The organism is Clostridium aquiflavi, assembly GCF_031344075.1.
In the GTDB taxonomy this organism is placed as follows: Bacteria; Bacillota; Clostridia; order Clostridiales; family Clostridiaceae; genus Clostridium; species Clostridium aquiflavi.
This window is the reverse complement of the sequence record NZ_JAVJAN010000022.1, coordinates 29,566-47,884: the sequence shown is the minus strand read 5'-3', so window position 1 is coordinate 47,884 and position 18,319 is coordinate 29,566. Positions and strand designations below refer to the sequence as shown.

Here is an 18,319-nt window from a genome sequence, read left to right as displayed (position 1 = left end):
AACCACTCTATAATATTTACTTTTATAGAGCAGTTTCTATTTCACTTTAAGGCTTTATTTTAAATACTCTTATTCTTTTTATTATTAAATCTAATTATATTTAGTATGAGCAAACTAAATAAAAGAACTATTATAAATATCCAAACTGGCTTTGGTAAGTTGAAATTTAGTCCTAAATTACCACATTGTAATTTATATATGCAACCTATACCTGAATCTAATATATATATATTACCACATGAGTATTTTATTCCTTTTACATCACTTTCACCTTTTAATTTTAACAGCTTGTATAAAACACCATTTGAATTTACTGAACTTATAACGTTATTCTTTTTATCATAAAATACATTAGAATCTTTTTCTAAAATTTTACCTTCTTTATCTATTGCTAAACATTTAATACTATTAACTTTAGAAAATTGATATTCTGGTCCATCAACAATTTTATTAGGTGGATTATTTATTATAGGCATTAATTTATTTTCATCATTAAATCTTGGTGAACTTATTGGATCCCCTCCACTAAAATCTGGCCATCCATACCAGTTTTCTTCCTGTAATTTGTATAAATAATCAAAATCTCTTTTAACAGGTCTTACTCCTTTCTCCTCCATACCACCAACTATTGCTATTAAATTATTATTGCTATCTAAGTCCCACCCTGTTATATTTCTTATTCCACATGCATATAGAGAGGTCTTATTAGTTTTTAAATCTATTTTTATAACAGATGCGTTTCCAAATTTTTCAGCACTTATTTTTTGACCTCTAATACTTGAATTGGTATATGGCATATATGCCCCTGTTTTTTCTTCTCCATAATTTTCACCATTCAATACAATATTTATAGGACTCTTATCGTATGGAATTTTGTTAAAATCTATTTCTCCATTACCTTCTGCAATTCCGGAATTAGTTGCTGCTCCAATTGATAAAAGTAAATTTGAATCCTTAACAATAAGATTTCTATCAAGATTTTCACCGTTTGTTGGTATTTCTTTTAGAATTACCTCCAGAAATTTACTTGCCATATTATAATGATAAAGTTCATCATTTGAAATAAAATACATATCATCCTTTGTACAAACTATACTTTCTATAGAAAACGACTTATTTTCTACCAATGTTTCTTCTCTTCCATCATCTTTTAATAATTTTATATAGTTCTTATACGCCACATATGTATTTTCATATTCATCTTTATCAAAAGCCACTGCATTCTTACAATTTTTTGATGAAATACTCCAATCTATATTATCTTTTAAAATGTTTACTCTATAAATTCCTGAAAATTTAAACAATAAAAAAGCTAAACTTACTATTATAACGGAACTAAATAAAAATTGACAAAATCTTTTCAAATCTTAACCCCCTCAATATAAAATTAACCATATATTTTCCCTTGTTAAATTTATATTTTAAATCTAATAAAATATACCCTTAAGCTTAACCTTTTAAATTAAAATGTTTATCATATCTTAACTTTTAATTTAAAATGTTCATATTTAGTCATTACTTTGAATATGCTTTATTGTAATTTAAAGGAGTGAATTAGATTTGAGTAAGGACAACTTTTTAAAGAATTCTTTTTTACTGACGGCTTCTAATATAACAACAGGAATTCTTGGATTTATATTTACTATATATTTGTCTAAAATACTTGGTCCCGAGGGTATGGGCTTATATAACTTAGTTATGCCAATTTATAATTTGTTCATATGCCTTATGAGTGCAGGAATCGTAGCTGCTATTTCTAAAATATCTGCAATATATAAACAAAAAGGAGAATATAAAAATATAACTAGAACTATACGAATTGTTTCTCTTTTTAACATAACCTGGGCTCTACTTATTGGCATAATGGTTTTTTTTGCTGCACCAATAATAGGTAAATATGGTGTTAATGATGTGCGAACTATTGATGCTATACGTGTTATATGTCCAGCTATGGTTTGTATTGCAATTTCAAATATTTTTAAAGGCTATTTTTATGGAACATCGGAAATAAAAGCACCTGCTATTATTGATATTTTTGAAAAAGCTATGAGAATTGTAACTGTAAGTATTTTAATATTTTTCTTAAAAGCTAAGACACTTCAAAATATGGTTACATTAGCTACTGTTGCATTATGCATTGGTGAATTTCAAAGCTTATTATGTTTATTTATTTACTATAAATACACTGTAAAAAAAATTCCAAAATCATATGAAAAACCAGAAGGTAGATTTCAATTATTGTTTGATGTAATAATAGTAGCAATTCCTTTATGTTTAAATGGCTTCCTAAGCAATATTTTAGCTACACTTTGCACTTTAGTTGTACCTAGGAGATTAGTATGTGCTGGTTTTAATTATTCTGAAGCCTTAAGCTTAATAGGTAAATATAATGGTATGGCTATGGGATTGATCGCTATTCCTCTTATTGTTGTTTCAACTATAAATACTTTGCTTATACCAGATCTTTCGCAAACTTTAAGTCAAGGAAATCAGTATAAGGCTTCTCTTCGTATTAGAAAAGTAATTAAACTAGCCTTTTTACTTGGACTTTCAACGACTATAATATGCAATATCATTCCTGATGAATTAGGAAAAATTTTTTATGGCAGAAATGATTTAGGTCCATATATAAGAGTTGCATCACTTGCTGCACCGATTTTCTTCACTTCTACTACTATGTTTGGAATTTTAAATGGTCTTAATAGGCAGGGTGTTATTCTTAGAAATTCATTAATTGAAGCTTCAATTGAGTTAGTATGCTTATATGTATTTACATCAATACCGTGTATAAATATTTTTGGTAATAGTATAACTCTATTTATAGCTTGTGGTATTGGATTATCACTTAATTTATACGAAGTTAAGAAACATATTAATATAAATTTAAATTTTACAAATGTAATAATATACTTACTTCTTGGTATTTTAAGCTTTTTAATTATTAATATATTCGCTAAAAATGTTTTAGTTAATTTACCTATAGTAAATAGTTTTATGGTAATTGGTTTAACTTTTATAATATTTTTATATCTTGGAACCTTTGGAGAAAGCGATGTTTAATAATGTATTTACTACTTATTTTAATTAAAAACTGGGAAATTAGAATTTTTAATTTTTGACAAACATAAAAAGTTCATGTTTCTAAACTCTACATTTAGAAACATGAACTTTCTCCTTAATTATGTTATATCCTATTTCTCAAACTCACATCAAGATTCTATTCAAACATAGCCAATTATTTTAATTTTACTCTCAAAAATCTTGGCAAGATATTATATGCTTTTTGAGAGAATGACGTAATATCATTTTTTCTGATGCCGCCTAATATTATCATCAAGTACAAGTATGCAAATCCACCTACTGAAATCATAAGCATTGTTACTAATCCTTGTGCTATTCCTCCAGCATCTAACAATATGAGTAATACTCCAAAAGGTTCTTTAATTAAGTATATGCCTGCAACCATTCCTATTGAAGAAAGAATCGGTTTTAAAGTATGCTTAAACATTGGTAATCTCATTTTTAATGTTTTGCTAAGTTTTCGTTGATTTAATATAAAAGGTATTGCAAACCATAGAAAATTACCAAAAACAGCACCTAATACATTGATCTCTGGCATTCCAACCAATATGTAATTTGTAACTATTTTAGCTACTATACCTATCATAAATGTTCCTAAAACAAAGTAAAGCTTATTCATACTTTGCAATATAACATTTTGAATTTGTACAACGGCCATTAATATTACAACAACAGAACCGTATATCATTAATTCAAATCCTTGTTCTGAGCCATATAATAATAAATAAATTTCTTTACTTAAAACGGCAAGTCCTACAGCTGCTGGTATTGTCACTGCATAAGTTATTCTAAATGCAAAATTTACTTTTCTTCTAATCTCTTTTTTATCTTTTATAGCTACTGCACTTACAATTGCAGGTAATACTGTTGTTGCTAGTGCTGTAACTATTACTAACGGAACAGAAAGTAATGTTTTGTACGTTCCAAGTATTCCGTAAAGCTCATTAGCTTGTTTTTCTAAAAAACCAGCATAAGCTAATCTATTTTTTACATTTACCATATCAATTAAGCTACCCAAGTTTTGTAATCCAGCACTTAATGTGATTGGTACTCCGTATTTGACTAATTTCCTAACTATTCTCTTATTGCTTACCCTTTTAACAGGTGACTCTGCACCAAAGGCTTCCCCTTCATAATTTTTCTTATAATATACATATATCATATAAAGGCACGCTATTATTGCACCTAATGTAGTACCTACTGTTCCACCAGCGCTACCATAAGGAATGCTTATTTTTACTAAAACATAAGCAAATGCTAAACTCACTCCAACATTTATTATTTGTTCTAATACTTGAGATACAGCTATTGCTGTCATATTATTTTTACCTTGAAAGTACCCCCTATATGCTGACAATATAGAAGTCACAAAAATACTTGGAGCTAAAAATAGCAGACCATATGCCGCTTGTGGTGTTCCTATTGCATTTGCTATAGGCGTAGATAATATCATGATAAGTATACTTATTATACCGCCAACACCAGCATAAAGTATTGTAGATATCTTTAGTGCCTTAATTGCATCTCTTTTATTTTTCATAGCTGTAAGCTCAGCTACAACTTTTGCAATTGCTGGCTGAGCTCCTAAAGTAGTTACTGCATATGCAAATATGAATACTTCATAACACATTTGGTATATTCCAAGGCCTTCAAGACCTATTGTTCTTCTTAATAACGGAACATAAAATACAGACATCAGTTTAGCTAAAAGTCCTGCTGCTGAAAGAATTACAAAGCCTTTAGTAGATGATTCTTCTTTCATATTAAACCCCTATCTAAGTGAAAATTTAAATACATCACTCTTTATCTTCTTTAATATCGGAGGTAAAGCATTAACTACAGTTTTATTTGTTAAATAAGCTACTTTACCTTTCATTTCTTTAAAAACTAATTTATATGCATATAAATATTGATATTCTAATCCATACTTGTTTTTGAAGAATGAATTTAATTTTCTATCTCCATATTTGTCATCACCAATTATAGGACTTCCTAAATGTGATAAATGAGCTCTTATTTGATGGCTTCTTCCTGTAATTAAATTAATTTCAAGTAGTGAATATGCACCATTAGTTTGTGTTGTAGTAACTTCCATTGCTATTTTTTTAGAATCTGGTACTTCTTTTTCATATACCTTAGATATATTTGTATCTTGATTCTTTAATATATATCCTGTATATAATCCATCTTTTACCTTTCCCTTAACTAAAGCTACATAATATTTTCTTACTCTATCTTCTCTTATTGTTTCATTGATAGATTTTAATCCCTCAAATGTTTTTCCAAACATAACCAAACCAGATGTGTTTCTATCTAATCTGTTACATGGTGCAGGTGTAAATGTAATTTCATTTTCTGGAACGTATGATCCTTTTTCTTTTAAATATGAAAGTACATAATCTGTTAATGTAGGTTCTTTTTCATCTTTATCAGGATGTACTAAAATACCTGGCCATTTTTCAACTACTAATAAATTTTCATCTTCATATGCTGTTTTCATTCCACTAAAATTTACTTGAATAAATTTTTCTTTCTTTTCCGGATTACTCTTTATATATTTTATTTCAACAATATCTCCTTCTTCTAAGAAATACTTTTCACTTTGTTTTTTACCGTTAACTCTTATATCTTTTTTTCTTAAAGCTTTAAATATTGCACTTAGTGGAACGTCCTTTAATAACTTTCTTAAAAATTTATCTAATCTTTGACCGGCTTCATTAGCTCCTATTTCGATTTTCAAATATTATCACTCCTATAATTTTTCTTTTGGTTACTTTGTTAAATAATTAAATGCTGTTAAACACTGAATTGCTACACCAAGTGGTATACAATCTTCATCTATATTAAAAAGATTACTATGTGCAGGTTCAGTGGTTTTCTTTTGTTTATTTCCTGATCCTAGAAAATAAAATGCTCCTGGTCTTTCCATTGCAAAATATGCAAAACTTTCAACTCCCATATGAGGTGCTTTTTGTTCAACTACATTTTCATTTTTTAATATATGACTTGCAGAACTCTTTAACAATTCTACCATATAATCATCATTGTATAGACAAGGATAGCTTTCTTCTATCTCTATTTCTGCTTTTGCTCTTGAAGACAAAGCAATTCCATTAACAATTTCTTTTAATCTTTCGCTTGCAAATATTCTGTCTTCTTTTGTCATCGTTCTAATTATTCCGCTTAATGTAACTTCCCCTGGAATAATATTTTGAGCTGTCCCCCCATTTATTGTTCCAATAGTAATTACTGATGGATTTACAGGCGATATTTCTCTACTAACTATACTTTGAAGTGCAATTACTATATGACTAGCTACAACAATAGGATCAATTGTTGTATGTGGTGCAGCTCCATGTCCCCCTTGACCTGTAATTTTTATTTTAAATGGATTAGATGCAGCATTAACAACGCCTTTTTTAACTTCTATATTTCCAATACTTACATTTTCATCAACATGAAGACCCAACACATAATCAACCCTTGGATTTTCTAGTACTCCATCTTGTATCATATATTGAGCTCCACCAACAGTTTCTTCAGCAGGTTCAAATAATAATTTCACATTTCCACTAAATTCACTTTTGTATTTATTTAATATTTGGGCTACTCCTAAAAGTATTGTTGTATGTGCATCATGTCCACATGCATGCATTTTCCCACTTACTTTTGAGCTATACTCACAAGATTTCATATCTTGAATAGGAAGTGCATCCATGTCTCCTCTTATTGCTATAGTCTTATTGCTGCCTACTTTTTCTCCTTTTATAATTCCACAAACTCCAGTTTTTGATACCTCTATATATTCAATGCCTTCTGTTTTTAAAAAGTCTTTTATAAGGTCAGAAGTTCTATGTTCTTCAAAACCAACTTCTGGATGCTCATGTATATCTCGTCTTATTGATATCAATTTGTCTTTTATATCATTAGCCTCTTTTTTAAAATCTATCATAAACACATACTTCCCTTCTAGATATTATGACCAATAAACTTCTATAACATCGCCCTCATCTATTCTAGCTGTATATGATGAATTTTCCCCATTAACTTTAGAATTTATTGTGCCCTTTGAAATTGTTAAATCAAAATCTATATAGTCAAAAATATCAACAAAAACATATTCATTTTTGCCTTTTAATACTATCTCTTTATTATTTACAATAACTTTTATTTCATTAAATTTTTCCTGAAATTTATCTTTATCTACATCATTATTTAAATTATCATCAGTACTTAATTCATAATCTTCATTTAACTTAGACTCTTCGTTTTCTTTTTTAAGTTCTTCATTGCTATCGTTTATTGGTTCAATATCTTCTAGTTTATCATTCTCTATTTGTGTTTCAACTAATGAACTATCTTTTTTTATAAGTCTTTCTCCATCTTGAGCTTCATATTCCTCATGTAACAAAACATCATCTTTGAACAAGCTTATTTCATCATTATTTAAAACATATTCTTTTATTTCAGAAACTTTATTTGGTATAAATACTCTAAGTTCATCACTATTTTTCAATTCATAATGTATATCTTCTATTTTATTATTTATTGTTATTATAGGTTCCAAATTTATAAGTTCATCATTAATATAAATAGTTATAGAATTTATATTTTCAATATAATCACGTACTTTAGGACTCGCATTATTACCATTCTTAGCATATTGTACTTCTATATTATCATTAGCCTTAACTTCTGTTTCTAATGCAGATTCATTTCCATTTATAAATATCTTAGCACTAGTTCCATATTCTCCAAATACAATTCTTTTACGTCCATTATATTTAAATCTTATACTCTTTCCATTTTTAGCTATAAGTAATGAGGGATTAATTCCCGCTTGAAGTAATACATCCATAACTGTATGCTTGTGAGAATTAAATAAACTAACAGGTGTATCATTTAATATAACATCAATAAAATCTGTACCTAAATTTCTTAATGCTATAAGTCCTATTCCTAGTACTGTAACCCCTGCTGATCCCAAGGAATTATCAGATATGCATTCTGTAATAGCATTTCTATCTTTAATTGCAATTCTTTGAGGTGGTAAATTTAAATTCACACTTATACATTCTAATAGTCTAGGTGTATGTGCCCCTCCACCAACTAAAAATACAGCACTTGGAGACTTTCCACCATTTAATTCTAAAATCTTACTTGAAATCTCTTCTGATATCTTTTTTACTGATGGATCAATTAATTTAATAATATTTGATGATAAAATTGTATTTTCAAGGCCTAACACATCAGTATAAACAATTTCTTTAGATTCATTTACAGACTTTTTTATAAATTCTGCTGTATTAAAATCAACTAAATACTCTTGTGCTATTATTTCAGTAACTTCATCTCCAGCCATGGGTACCATACCATATGCAGATATTGTTTCTTTATTACTTATTGCTATATCTGATGTTCCCGCACCAACATCTATAAGAGCAATATTTAATAACCTTAAATTTTTAGGTATAGCAGCTTCTATTGCTGCAATAGGTTCTAATGTTAAATTAGTTACTTTTAAATTTACCTTATTCATTACAGAATAAAGAGAATCAATGACAGATCTCGGTAAAAATGTTGCTATTACTTCTGCTTCAATAGTTTTCCCCTTATGTCCTATTAAATTAGATATAACAAAGCCATTTAAATAAAAGCTTTTAACAGAATAACCAACACAATATAATTTTCCATCAGCACTATTATCTATTTCTTCTTCTGCATTTTTAACAACACTAAGTTCTAAACTCCTTACAATTTCCTTATCAATTTCTTGATCTTCATCTATTTCTATTTCTGCCCTTGAATTTACAGTTCTTAAAAATCTCCCAGCAGCTGCTATGGATACTTCTGTAAGTGTAATTTCTATTTTCTCTTCTAATACTCTTTTCACTTTTTCAACCACAGAAGCAACTAAATTAATATCATGAATTTGACCATCTACCATGGCTCTTTCTTCATGTTCCATATATTCTTCACATACTACTTCAAATTTTTTATCTCTTATTATCCCTACAGTTCCTATTATAGATCTTGTTCCTATATCTAATGAAAAAATTATATCTTTAGGATTAAAATTTTTTAACTCCATCTAAACACAACCTTTATCGTACAAATTTAGTAATTATTCCTCTTAAATATACTATAAATTATATATTATAATCTAATCACATTCAATTAATCATAATTCTCACAATTTCTTTATTATCCAAATAATTATACTATATATTTCATAAAAGTTATAATAAAATAAAATTATACAAAATATTATTATTTTTTTGCATGAAAATAAGCATAAAAATGAAGTATTAAAACTCCATTCTTATGCTTATTTAATTTTATTTTTCTTATATTTTTCTCGTTCTTCTTTTGGATTTATTATTTTACCAACTGCAATGAGTATAACTGCTGCTAAAATTAATATAACAATCCATAATTTAACATTCATAACGAAATCACCTTATCTCTTAATATAATGCATAAATCATAAATATTTATCTAAAAGTATATATTCTATAAATTAATATAAAATCCTTTAAAATAATATTAACTAAATATATAACTATTTATTACAAATAATTTATTCTATTATTCTTTAACATTTTTTACTTTAGCAAGAAAGCAGAGGCATATAAAAACAATATTTTATTTACAAAACTATTAAACAATCTTTTGTATTAAATTATTTTCTGCTAATACCTTTAAAGAAAAACTTCTAATAATTCCATCTTTAAAATTTATAGTAACTTTATCATCTTCAATTGATTCTATTTTACCTAAGCCATAAGTCTTTTGCATTATATCATCACCTATTTTATATCCATAAGTATCCTTAGGCAGTTTGTCAAATCCTGATTCACCTATAAATCTAGATATTTCCTTAAATTGTCCTCTTCTATTCCTTGGTGCAAATAAATAAAGATTATCTATTGTTCTTGTTATTCCAACATAAAAAAGTCTTCTTTCTTCTTCTATGTTTTCTTCTTTGCTAGAGGAATGTGGAATAGTATCTTCATTACAATTTATAAGATATACATTTTTAAATTCCATGCCCTTTACTCCATGAATTGTACTAAGTATTACTCCTTCTCTTTGATTTTTATTTTTACTTTCTTCTATTTCATTACTTACATTTTCAATGTGAACTAAAAAATCAAATATATTTTTAAATCCTTCTGCGGATAATTTGAATTCTTCAATTACTTCTTCTAAATCATCTAAGTTCTGACTAAATCTTTCGCAATAAGATTTCAAATAATCTATATATTCTAGATCCATAACTATATATGAAATTGCAGAACCTAAAGAAACTTTATTTAAATAATTAAAGTCTTTCTTTAATTCATCCAGCTTCTTTCTTTGAAATGGTGGAGTATCATCTTTGTTTATTAATATATCAATCAAATTTTCCTGTATAGTATACTTTCTCACATAATCTATATTGTGCTTACTTATATATCTAAATGGTTTATTTATAATCTTTAGAAAACTCTCTTTATCAAAGGGGTTTACAACAAATTTTAAATAAGCTATCAAATCTTTACATATAAAATGTTCAAAAAAATTATATTGTCTATCTAACAATTTAAATGGAATATGATTTTTAGTAAATGCATCTATAACACTCATAGCTTCCATATTAGTTCTATAAAGAACAGCATTTTCTTCATATTCTATATTATATTTTTTTTCATTTTTAATTAAATCTACTAAAATATCCCCTTGAGACTTTTCGTTATAAGGAGTATAGAATTTGATTATTCCATTTTCTTTTTTATTAGATAATATTTTTTTATTATTTCTTTCTTTATTAAACTTTATTAATGCCTTAGACTTTTCAACTATATTATCTTTACTTCTATAATTAATCGATAAATAATGTTTTTTACTATCTTTAAATATCTCATCAAAAGTAACCATATACATTGGTCTAGACCCTCTAAATGAATAAATACACTGATCTTCATCTCCAACAGCAAATAAAGAATTATCTTCACCATAATTTATTAATTTTAAAAATTCAATTTGTAACTCATCACAATCTTGAAATTCATCAACTAGAATATATTTAAATAATTTTCTATAATAACTTAATGCCTTTTCATTATTTTCAAGTAATTCTAACGCTTCTATGGCTAAATCGTCAAAATCTATTTTTCCATGCTCTTTTTTATAATATTCATAACATTCTAAAGCATCTTCAAATATTTCTCTAGATACAGATGGTTTGAAATCACTCAGTCTTATTCTTGAAGTTTTATATAATGATATATTATTTAAAACTTCTTTAATTTTATCTTCATTAATGTCATCAAAATACTTTGTTAACACTTTATTTATAAGCTTGTTTACAATACTTCCATCTATTATATCTATACTTTTCCCTGTTCTTAAAAGAATTTTGTAAAAGAGTCCATGAAATGTGCCAAAGAATGGTGATATATTTTGTTTAAATCTATTTTCATATCTTTCTTTCATGTTTTTAGCTGCTGCTTTAGTAAATGTAATTACTATTATACGTCCATTACTAACTTTTAGTTTATTAACTAAATAATATATTCTGTTAATTATTACAGTAGTTTTTCCAGATCCAGGAGCTGCAATAATTAATGCATTTTTATCCTTAGTTATCACTGCTTCATTTTGATATATATCCAGATTATACATTAACTTCCTCTTTCCTTACTTAATTCTTGAATTATTATATAATAACGCAATAAATAACTATATTGTAATAATTATATTATAGATGTACAATAATTTTATTATATACTTTTATAGATACTTTCACAAACTATAGGTAGATAACTTAATTATAGTATTGTGAACTTTACTTAAAGGAGACTATTCATGGAAAATAAATTTAATGTTAGATACGAGAGAAATCTTACAATGTTAGTAGATTTTTATGAATTGACTATGGGAAATGGTTATTTCAATAAAAATCTTCAAAATAAAATTGCATATTTTGATATGTTCTTTAGAAGAGTTCCTGATGGCGGTGGTTATTGTATCATGGCTGGAGTTGAACAATTAATAGAATACTTAAATAATTTAAAATTTACTGATGAAGACATTATGTATTTAAAAAATAAAAATATTTTTTCAGAAGATTTTCTTAAATATTTAAGAGATTTTAAATTTAGTTGTGATGTTTGGGCTATTCCAGAAGGAAATCCAGTATTTCCAAATGAGCCATTAGTAACAGTAAAAGGTCCTGTAATCCAAGCACAACTTGTAGAAACAATGATACTTTTAACTATAAACCATCAAACATTAATAGCAACAAAAGCTAACAGGATTTGTAGAGCTGCTGGTAATCGTTCTGTAATGGAGTTTGGTTCTAGAAGAGCTCAAGGATATGATGGTGCTATTTATGGTGCTAGAGCTGCAATGATAGGTGGATGTGATTCAACAGCATGTACTATTTCAGATAAAATGTTTAATATTCCTGCTGTAGGTACAATGGCTCATAGCTGGGTACAACTATTTGACAATGAATATGAAGCATTTAAATCATGGGCTGAACTTTATCCAGATAATTGCTTATTATTAATAGATACTTATAATGTTATAAAATCTGGTATCCCTAATGCAATAAAAGTTTTTGATGAAATATTAAAACCACTGGGAAAAAGACCTACGGGTATTAGAATAGATTCTGGTGATATAACCTATTTAACTAAGCGTTGTAGACAAATGCTAGATGAAGCTGGATACGATGATTGTAAAATAGTAATCTCAAACTCACTAGACGAACATATAATTAGAGATGTACTAGAGCAAGGCGCTTGTATAGATTCATTTGGTGTAGGTGAAAGATTAATAACTGCAAAATCAGAGCCTGTATTTGGTGGTGTTTATAAATTAGTAGCTATAGAAAACGATAATGAACTAGTACCTAAAATTAAAATCAGTGAAAATGATGAAAAAATAACCAATCCTGGTTTTAAAAAAGTAATTAGAATTTTTGATAAATCTTCTCATAAAGCTTTAGCTGACCTAATAGCTTTAAAGAATGAACAAGTGGATGAAAGTAAAACATTGACTATATTTGATCCCGTTCATACTTGGAAGAGAAAAAAATTAAAAAATTACTATGCTAAAGAGCTTCAAGTTCAGTTATTTGATAGTGGCAATTGTATTTATGAATCACCTAGTGTGCTTGCAATTAGAGATTTTGCTAAAAATGAAACAAATAAATTATGGTCTGAAGTTCTTAGATTTGAAAATCCACATACTTACTATGTAGATTTATCTGAAAATCTATGGGCATTAAAGCAATCACTTCTTCATAAATATACTAAATCATATGAAACTCAAGATTAATCATTATGCTCTGTTTTAGCATAATGTTGATGTATTTAAAACAGATCCAATTATTAGGCACAATCAAAAAAATATCCTATATTTTTAACTTTAAATATAGGATATTTTTTATGCTAACTAATAGTTACTTTCATCATTATAAATAGATTTTTTTAAAAAGCTATATTCTTCTTTTATTATATCTTTGAAATTTATTCTATTTACTGATAAGTATTCTTTAAAAATACATTGTCCATCATCTTCAATATCACTTGTTAACATTGGACATGAATCATAACATTCATGATACTCCTTAGAACTTGACCAAAATGGACACTTACCCATAAACTCACACCCTTTTTTTGTAAGAAATTGTTTCCATCAGACTCATTATATTATAAAATATAACAAAAATAAAGTTTTTTAGCATTTTTACATATTTTTATAATATTTTTCTTTTTTTCTTTCTATTTATAAAAATATCTTAATGTTCAAAGCTATATAAAATTAACATTTATATAACCTTTATCTAAACATAATGTAATTTTTTCAAATTAAAAACTCTCTATTTCTTCTATAAAAAAATAAAGCTATACTATTAAAAATTAATAGTATAGCTTAAACTTCTAATTATTTTTATTTACTGTTATATTTATGATTTCATTTTGGAATGCTTTCAACAATGCCTTTTCTAATACCTTTTGGTTATCAAAGTTTTCTATATCTTTGCATACTGCAAATACCTTATTAGTCTCACCTTTGAAATTCATATAAGTTAAAGTTACATTTGGTTTATCATACTCTACATCTATAACTTTTATCCCCCAAGATATCTGAGCAAAATCATCTTTTATATTTAATTGATTTAGTTCTTTTATCTTTTTTACTTCTTTACTTGGATCTGTAATTATTATTAATTCTTCTCCAACTTTATATTTTCCCATAACTTTTTCCTCCTTATACATGAGCTGCTTAATTATAAGTAGTTTTTGTATATAACGTTAATTAATTAACAAATATATATTATTTTTTATTATTTAATTTTTCTTATTATATCACATATTATATATAATAAAACAAAAAAGTGAAAAAACATTAATTTACTTTATGTTAGAAAATTTCTACATGTAATAAATTAATTTTTTTCACTTATAATAAAATTGTGTTCATATATAGTTACTTCTATAAACACTAGCTATTTTTATCAACTGCTATATTTATTATTTCATTTTGGAAAGCTTTTAATAATGCTTTTTCTAATACCTTTTCGTTATCAAAATTTGCTATATCTTTGCATATTGCAAATACTTTATTTCTTTCACCTTTAAAATTTATATATGTTAAAGTTACATTAGGCTTATTATATTCTACATCTACAATTTTTACGCCCCATGCTATTTGTGCAAAGTCCCCATCTATTTTTAAACAAGTTAACTCTTTTAATTTTTCCATCTCTTTATTAGGATCAGTAACTATTATTAATTCGTCTCCAACTTTATATTTTGCCATATCGTACTCCTCCTCTATAATAATATAATTTTTAAAATAGATTGTTAATAAATTAACAACTTGTCCTACTTATATTTTAACAGAATTTGATAAAGTATACAATAGGTAATTTACAAAATATTAATAATATAATATTTTTTATGAATATTTTCCGTATATTTCTTATTATTTAATAATTATTACTACCTATTTCATTATTAAGTAATAATAATAATTGACTTTTAATTATTATTATTATATACTTTTAATATATTACAATAAACGGAGGTGTTTACAATTAACGAAATAGCTTTAATTTTCAAAGAAAAAAAGCTTAAATTGACACCACAAAGATTAGCTGTATATAATTATTTATTAGGCACTGCATCACACCCATCTGCCGAAATTATATATAAAGCTATTCATGAGCAATATCCAACCATGAGTTTAGCTACTGTATATAAAACACTAAAAACTTTAGTAGATGTAGGACTTATCCAAGAAATTAATGTTGGGGAAGGAAATTTCAGATATGATAGAAATCCTAATTCACACCCACATATACAATGTTTAACTTGTGGAAGAATTGATGACTTTGAAGATTTAAACTTGGATTATATTAATCAATTAGCAGAAGATCATTCCAAGTTTACAGTTTGTTATAATAGAGTTTATTTTTATGGATACTGTAAAGATTGTCAACATTTAAAATAATAAAAAAATAAATTATAAATATACCCATTTTTATAATCTTAGATTATTAAAAATGGGTATATTTTTTATAAAGTTAGAATTAAAAAAATATTATGTACATATAATTTAATTGAGGTGATACATAATGAAATTATTAATAATCAAAAAAAAATTTATTCTAGCTTTAATAGTTGTAATAATTATATCTACAACTATTATTATAAACAAAAGCAATACTTTACAAACCATTGCTCCTATAGATTCAACTAAAAACATAGATACCGATTTGACTTGTGATGGTCAAAATGAACATATAGAATTTATTAAAAAAGATAATACTGTTGATTTAAACATTTCTCATAATAGTAATAACACTTATCTATCTACTAAAATTAATGACAATGTACTTTTTTCTTTAAATAACCATTGGTCACCCAAAATTTATTTATATGATCTTTCTAGAGATGTAAGTCCAGAAATAATTCTACAAGGTGTAAAAGAAAATAAAAGCATATGTTATATATTTTCTTGGAAAGATGGTGAATTTCAAAATCTATATTCAAGTGATAAAAATATATTTGGCATATTAGACTCTAAAAATAATAAAACGCCTCAATGTTTTTCATTGTCAGCATCCAAAGGAAATTCATCTTCAAGCAGTTTTATGATAATAAATAATGAAGTATTAGATACAACAAACGAGGCTTCTACTATTCCGTCACTAAACAACATAACTAATTTCATCAAATTAATAGAAACACCTTATGAATTAGATGATTTACCTGATATATTTTCCCCTAAAATAGATAGTAACGATTTAGCTACTTTATGGAATTTAGATAAGGAGAATCATTCATATTCTTTTCAAGATGCATTCTTTTATGATTACGATTGGGATTCTTATAGTAATGCTACATCTTTAAAATGGAGATTAACTTTTGAAAAAAATAAATTAAAGGGAGAAGAGGGAGATAAAAGTGAAGTTATTTTTTATCTAGATTCTACAATAGAGGACTCTAATTTTAAAATCATTTCAATAAAAAGGATTAAATAAAAAGGCCGCTAATGCGGCCTAAAAGGGGGATGGGGGGGGTGCTTAATAAAAAGGTATTTTTTATTAAGCTTTTGGAGAATATATTCTCCGTTACAGTAATATTATTAACAACAATTCCATTTGTTATACATAGTATTTTAAATATCTTTAAATGCACCATTTTTATACAAATCTATTATCTTATCTATAAAATTAACTTTTTCTGGATGAACAAACCCCCTTAAAGATATTAACATTTCTAAATTACTATCTTCTTCTTCAATTTCTTTTTTATGATGAGAATTTGATCTTTTATTTTTCTTCTCACTTATATTTTTTTCTTGAGTGTTTATGTCATTTGATTTATCTGTAAAATCATTCATAATATCATTTGATGTATTCATAAAGTCACTTGTAATATCATTCATTGTATTTATGTTATTATTTCCATTCATAGGATTCATGTTATTCATGTTCATATTGTTCATATTCATGTTTCTTTGATTTGCATTTCCGAAATTACCTAAATTTATTCCTGCCATATTTGCTAATGGTGCTAAATTAGCTAAATTTAAGCCATCTATATTCATAGATGCTAAAAGACTATTTATATCAAAATTTCCTCCTAACATCCCCATTAATTGAGCTGGATCTATTCCAAATGGATTGACATTATTATTTCTAAAATTATTGCTTCCCATATTATTATCAACTGGCTGTTTTTCCTTACGTTTATGTTTAGCCATCAAAATTCCTCCAATTATAATTCTCCTAATTTAATATATGTATAATACAGTAAATATGTTTATACTTTTACGCATTTTTTTGGAGGGCTTAAAATTAAGCCCTCCATCCACTATCTAGCAGCAGCAAACATTTCCTGAATTGTTATATCCTGAATTGAAGAAACATCCACCAAATAATATAAATAGTAAGATAATTAAATATGATGAATTACAATTTAGTAATCCTGATCCACATGCTATTAATAAGAATATAATTGGTGCAACACCACATCCTCCACCTAAGAAGCCAGATCCAGTATTATTGTTTGTGCAGCAAGGTGTACAACAGCAATCATTCATTTTCTTTTCACAGCAACATTTATTCTTCTTTTTAGACATATATATCTCTCCTTCCTAAAAATTCAGAATTCTAGCAACAACAATTGCCAGTAAAATTACCTAAACCTGATGTAAATGGGCTTATTCCAGCACCACCGCATCCTGCATTATTTCCACCCCATCCATTACAAAGGAATAGAATTACTAATAAGAATAGATATGCACTACAGTTTCCTAATAATCCGCTGCCAGTTGCATACCCTTTGTTGTTACAACAGCAATTGTTATTGCTGCAGCAGCACTCTTTCATTGGACGTCCACAACAACAACAACAACAATCATCATCGCATCTACAGCAATTATTATTATTCATATAACTATTATTTCCACCGCCTAAGAAGCCATTACCACCACAGCCACAATAGAATAATATTAATAAAATCCAAATCCAGCTACCTAATCCACAGCCGGTACCAAATCCACCATTTCCACAACCTGGGTTGAATCCTGGATTTCCTCCGATGTTATTTCCACAACAACAATTATTGCTAGTATCTGAATCACAACAATTATCATCACATGAATTTAAGCCATTTAGGATATCATTCATCTCCATATATATTCCTCCTTGGAAATTTTTTATTCTTGATAC

Annotated in this window: 16 protein-coding genes; 4 read left to right on the top strand and 12 right to left on the bottom strand. The window is 26.7% G+C overall.

Annotated features, from left to right (window positions below):
- Positions 1–59: 59 nt before the first annotated feature.
- Positions 60–1,364: a hypothetical protein gene (locus RGC78_RS09385; protein ID WP_252213736.1), complete on the bottom strand. Its 1,305-nt coding sequence runs from the start codon at positions 1,362–1,364 to the stop codon at positions 60–62.
- A 196-nt stretch (positions 1,365–1,560) separates the two neighbouring features.
- Between RGC78_RS09385 and spoVB the strand changes: the two genes are divergently transcribed.
- Entirely contained in the window at positions 1,561–3,060 is a 1,500-nt protein-coding gene (gene spoVB, locus RGC78_RS09380) for a stage V sporulation protein B (RefSeq protein WP_252213737.1), read from the top strand.
- Positions 3,061–3,235: 175 nt separating this feature from the next.
- Here the strand turns inward: spoVB and RGC78_RS09375 are convergent, their stop codons facing one another.
- The 5 genes from RGC78_RS09375 to RGC78_RS09355 form a co-directional block, all read right to left on the bottom strand.
- The gene (locus RGC78_RS09375; RefSeq protein WP_252213739.1) at positions 3,236–4,843 is read right to left on the bottom strand and encodes a putative polysaccharide biosynthesis protein; all 1,608 of its coding nucleotides are present in this window, start codon (positions 4,841–4,843) and stop codon (positions 3,236–3,238) included.
- 9 nt (positions 4,844–4,852) lie between these two features.
- Positions 4,853–5,821, bottom strand: a complete 969-nt coding sequence (locus RGC78_RS09370) for an RluA family pseudouridine synthase (RefSeq protein WP_252225416.1) — start codon at positions 5,819–5,821, stop codon at positions 4,853–4,855.
- Positions 5,822–5,851: 30 nt separating this feature from the next.
- Positions 5,852–7,033 carry a M20 metallopeptidase family protein gene (locus RGC78_RS09365; protein ID WP_252213742.1) on the bottom strand — a complete coding sequence of 394 codons (1,182 nt, stop codon included), beginning with the start codon at positions 7,031–7,033 and terminating at the stop codon, positions 5,852–5,854.
- Between the two features lie 24 nt (positions 7,034–7,057).
- Entirely contained in the window at positions 7,058–9,172 is a 2,115-nt protein-coding gene (locus RGC78_RS09360; RefSeq protein ID WP_252213744.1) for a cell division protein FtsA, read from the bottom strand.
- A gap of 569 nt (positions 9,173–9,741) precedes the next feature.
- Entirely contained in the window at positions 9,742–11,748 is a 2,007-nt protein-coding gene (locus RGC78_RS09355) for an ATP-dependent helicase (protein WP_252213746.1), read from the bottom strand.
- 183 nt (positions 11,749–11,931) lie between these two features.
- Between RGC78_RS09355 and RGC78_RS09350 the strand changes: the two genes are divergently transcribed.
- Positions 11,932–13,410, top strand: a complete 1,479-nt coding sequence (locus tag RGC78_RS09350; protein WP_252213748.1) for a nicotinate phosphoribosyltransferase — start codon at positions 11,932–11,934, stop codon at positions 13,408–13,410.
- 117 nt (positions 13,411–13,527) lie between these two features.
- Here the strand turns inward: RGC78_RS09350 and RGC78_RS09345 are convergent, their stop codons facing one another.
- The 3 genes from RGC78_RS09345 to RGC78_RS09335 form a co-directional block, all read right to left on the bottom strand.
- The gene (locus tag RGC78_RS09345; RefSeq protein ID WP_252213750.1) at positions 13,528–13,734 is read right to left on the bottom strand and encodes a hypothetical protein; all 207 of its coding nucleotides are present in this window, start codon (positions 13,732–13,734) and stop codon (positions 13,528–13,530) included.
- A gap of 281 nt (positions 13,735–14,015) precedes the next feature.
- A complete protein-coding gene (locus tag RGC78_RS09340) occupies positions 14,016–14,333 on the bottom strand; it encodes a hypothetical protein (protein WP_252225422.1) in 318 nt (105 codons plus the stop codon).
- Positions 14,334–14,580: 247 nt separating this feature from the next.
- Positions 14,581–14,898 (bottom strand): hypothetical protein, encoded by a 318-nt coding sequence (locus tag RGC78_RS09335; protein WP_252213754.1) that lies wholly within the window; start codon positions 14,896–14,898, stop codon positions 14,581–14,583.
- 276 nt (positions 14,899–15,174) lie between these two features.
- Between RGC78_RS09335 and perR the strand changes: the two genes are divergently transcribed.
- Positions 15,175–15,591 (top strand): transcriptional regulator PerR, encoded by a 417-nt coding sequence (perR, locus tag RGC78_RS09330; protein WP_205449880.1) that lies wholly within the window; start codon positions 15,175–15,177, stop codon positions 15,589–15,591.
- Between the two features lie 124 nt (positions 15,592–15,715).
- A complete protein-coding gene (locus RGC78_RS09325) occupies positions 15,716–16,624 on the top strand; it encodes a hypothetical protein (RefSeq protein ID WP_252213756.1) in 909 nt (302 codons plus the stop codon).
- Positions 16,625–16,761: 137 nt separating this feature from the next.
- On the opposite strand, the gene RGC78_RS09320 is transcribed toward RGC78_RS09325, so the two are convergent.
- The 3 genes from RGC78_RS09320 to RGC78_RS09310 all read right to left on the bottom strand — a co-directional run bounded on the left by RGC78_RS09320 (position 16,762) and on the right by RGC78_RS09310 (position 18,283).
- Positions 16,762–17,349 carry a hypothetical protein gene (locus RGC78_RS09320; RefSeq protein ID WP_252213758.1) on the bottom strand — a complete coding sequence of 196 codons (588 nt, stop codon included), beginning with the start codon at positions 17,347–17,349 and terminating at the stop codon, positions 16,762–16,764.
- 114 nt (positions 17,350–17,463) lie between these two features.
- Complete coding sequence (locus tag RGC78_RS09315; RefSeq protein ID WP_205449878.1) at positions 17,464–17,727, bottom strand: hypothetical protein; 264 nt, start codon at positions 17,725–17,727, stop codon at positions 17,464–17,466.
- A gap of 31 nt (positions 17,728–17,758) precedes the next feature.
- A complete protein-coding gene (locus RGC78_RS09310) occupies positions 17,759–18,283 on the bottom strand; it encodes a hypothetical protein (RefSeq protein ID WP_309556537.1) in 525 nt (174 codons plus the stop codon).
- Positions 18,284–18,319 lie beyond the last annotated feature (36 nt).

Coding starts and splice junctions, on each gene's coding strand:
- RGC78_RS09375 (WP_252213739.1), bottom strand. CDS start 4,843: ATGAAAGAAGAATCATCTACTAAAGGCTTTGTAATTCTTTCAGCAGCA.
- RGC78_RS09365 (WP_252213742.1), bottom strand. CDS start 7,033: ATGATAGATTTTAAAAAAGAGGCTAATGATATAAAAGACAAATTGATA.
- RGC78_RS09360 (WP_252213744.1), bottom strand. CDS start 9,172: ATGGAGTTAAAAAATTTTAATCCTAAAGATATAATTTTTTCATTAGAT.
- RGC78_RS09355 (WP_252213746.1), bottom strand. CDS start 11,748: ATGTATAATCTGGATATATATCAAAATGAAGCAGTGATAACTAAGGAT.
- RGC78_RS09350 (WP_252213748.1), top strand. CDS start 11,932: ATGGAAAATAAATTTAATGTTAGATACGAGAGAAATCTTACAATGTTA.
- RGC78_RS09345 (WP_252213750.1), bottom strand. CDS start 13,734: ATGGGTAAGTGTCCATTTTGGTCAAGTTCTAAGGAGTATCATGAATGT.
- RGC78_RS09340 (WP_252225422.1), bottom strand. CDS start 14,333: ATGGGAAAATATAAAGTTGGAGAAGAATTAATAATAATTACAGATCCA.
- RGC78_RS09335 (WP_252213754.1), bottom strand. CDS start 14,898: ATGGCAAAATATAAAGTTGGAGACGAATTAATAATAGTTACTGATCCT.
- RGC78_RS09325 (WP_252213756.1), top strand. CDS start 15,716: ATGAAATTATTAATAATCAAAAAAAAATTTATTCTAGCTTTAATAGTT.
- RGC78_RS09320 (WP_252213758.1), bottom strand. CDS start 17,349: ATGGCTAAACATAAACGTAAGGAAAAACAGCCAGTTGATAATAATATG.
- RGC78_RS09315 (WP_205449878.1), bottom strand. CDS start 17,727: ATGTCTAAAAAGAAGAATAAATGTTGCTGTGAAAAGAAAATGAATGAT.
- RGC78_RS09310 (WP_309556537.1), bottom strand. CDS start 18,283: ATGGAGATGAATGATATCCTAAATGGCTTAAATTCATGTGATGATAAT.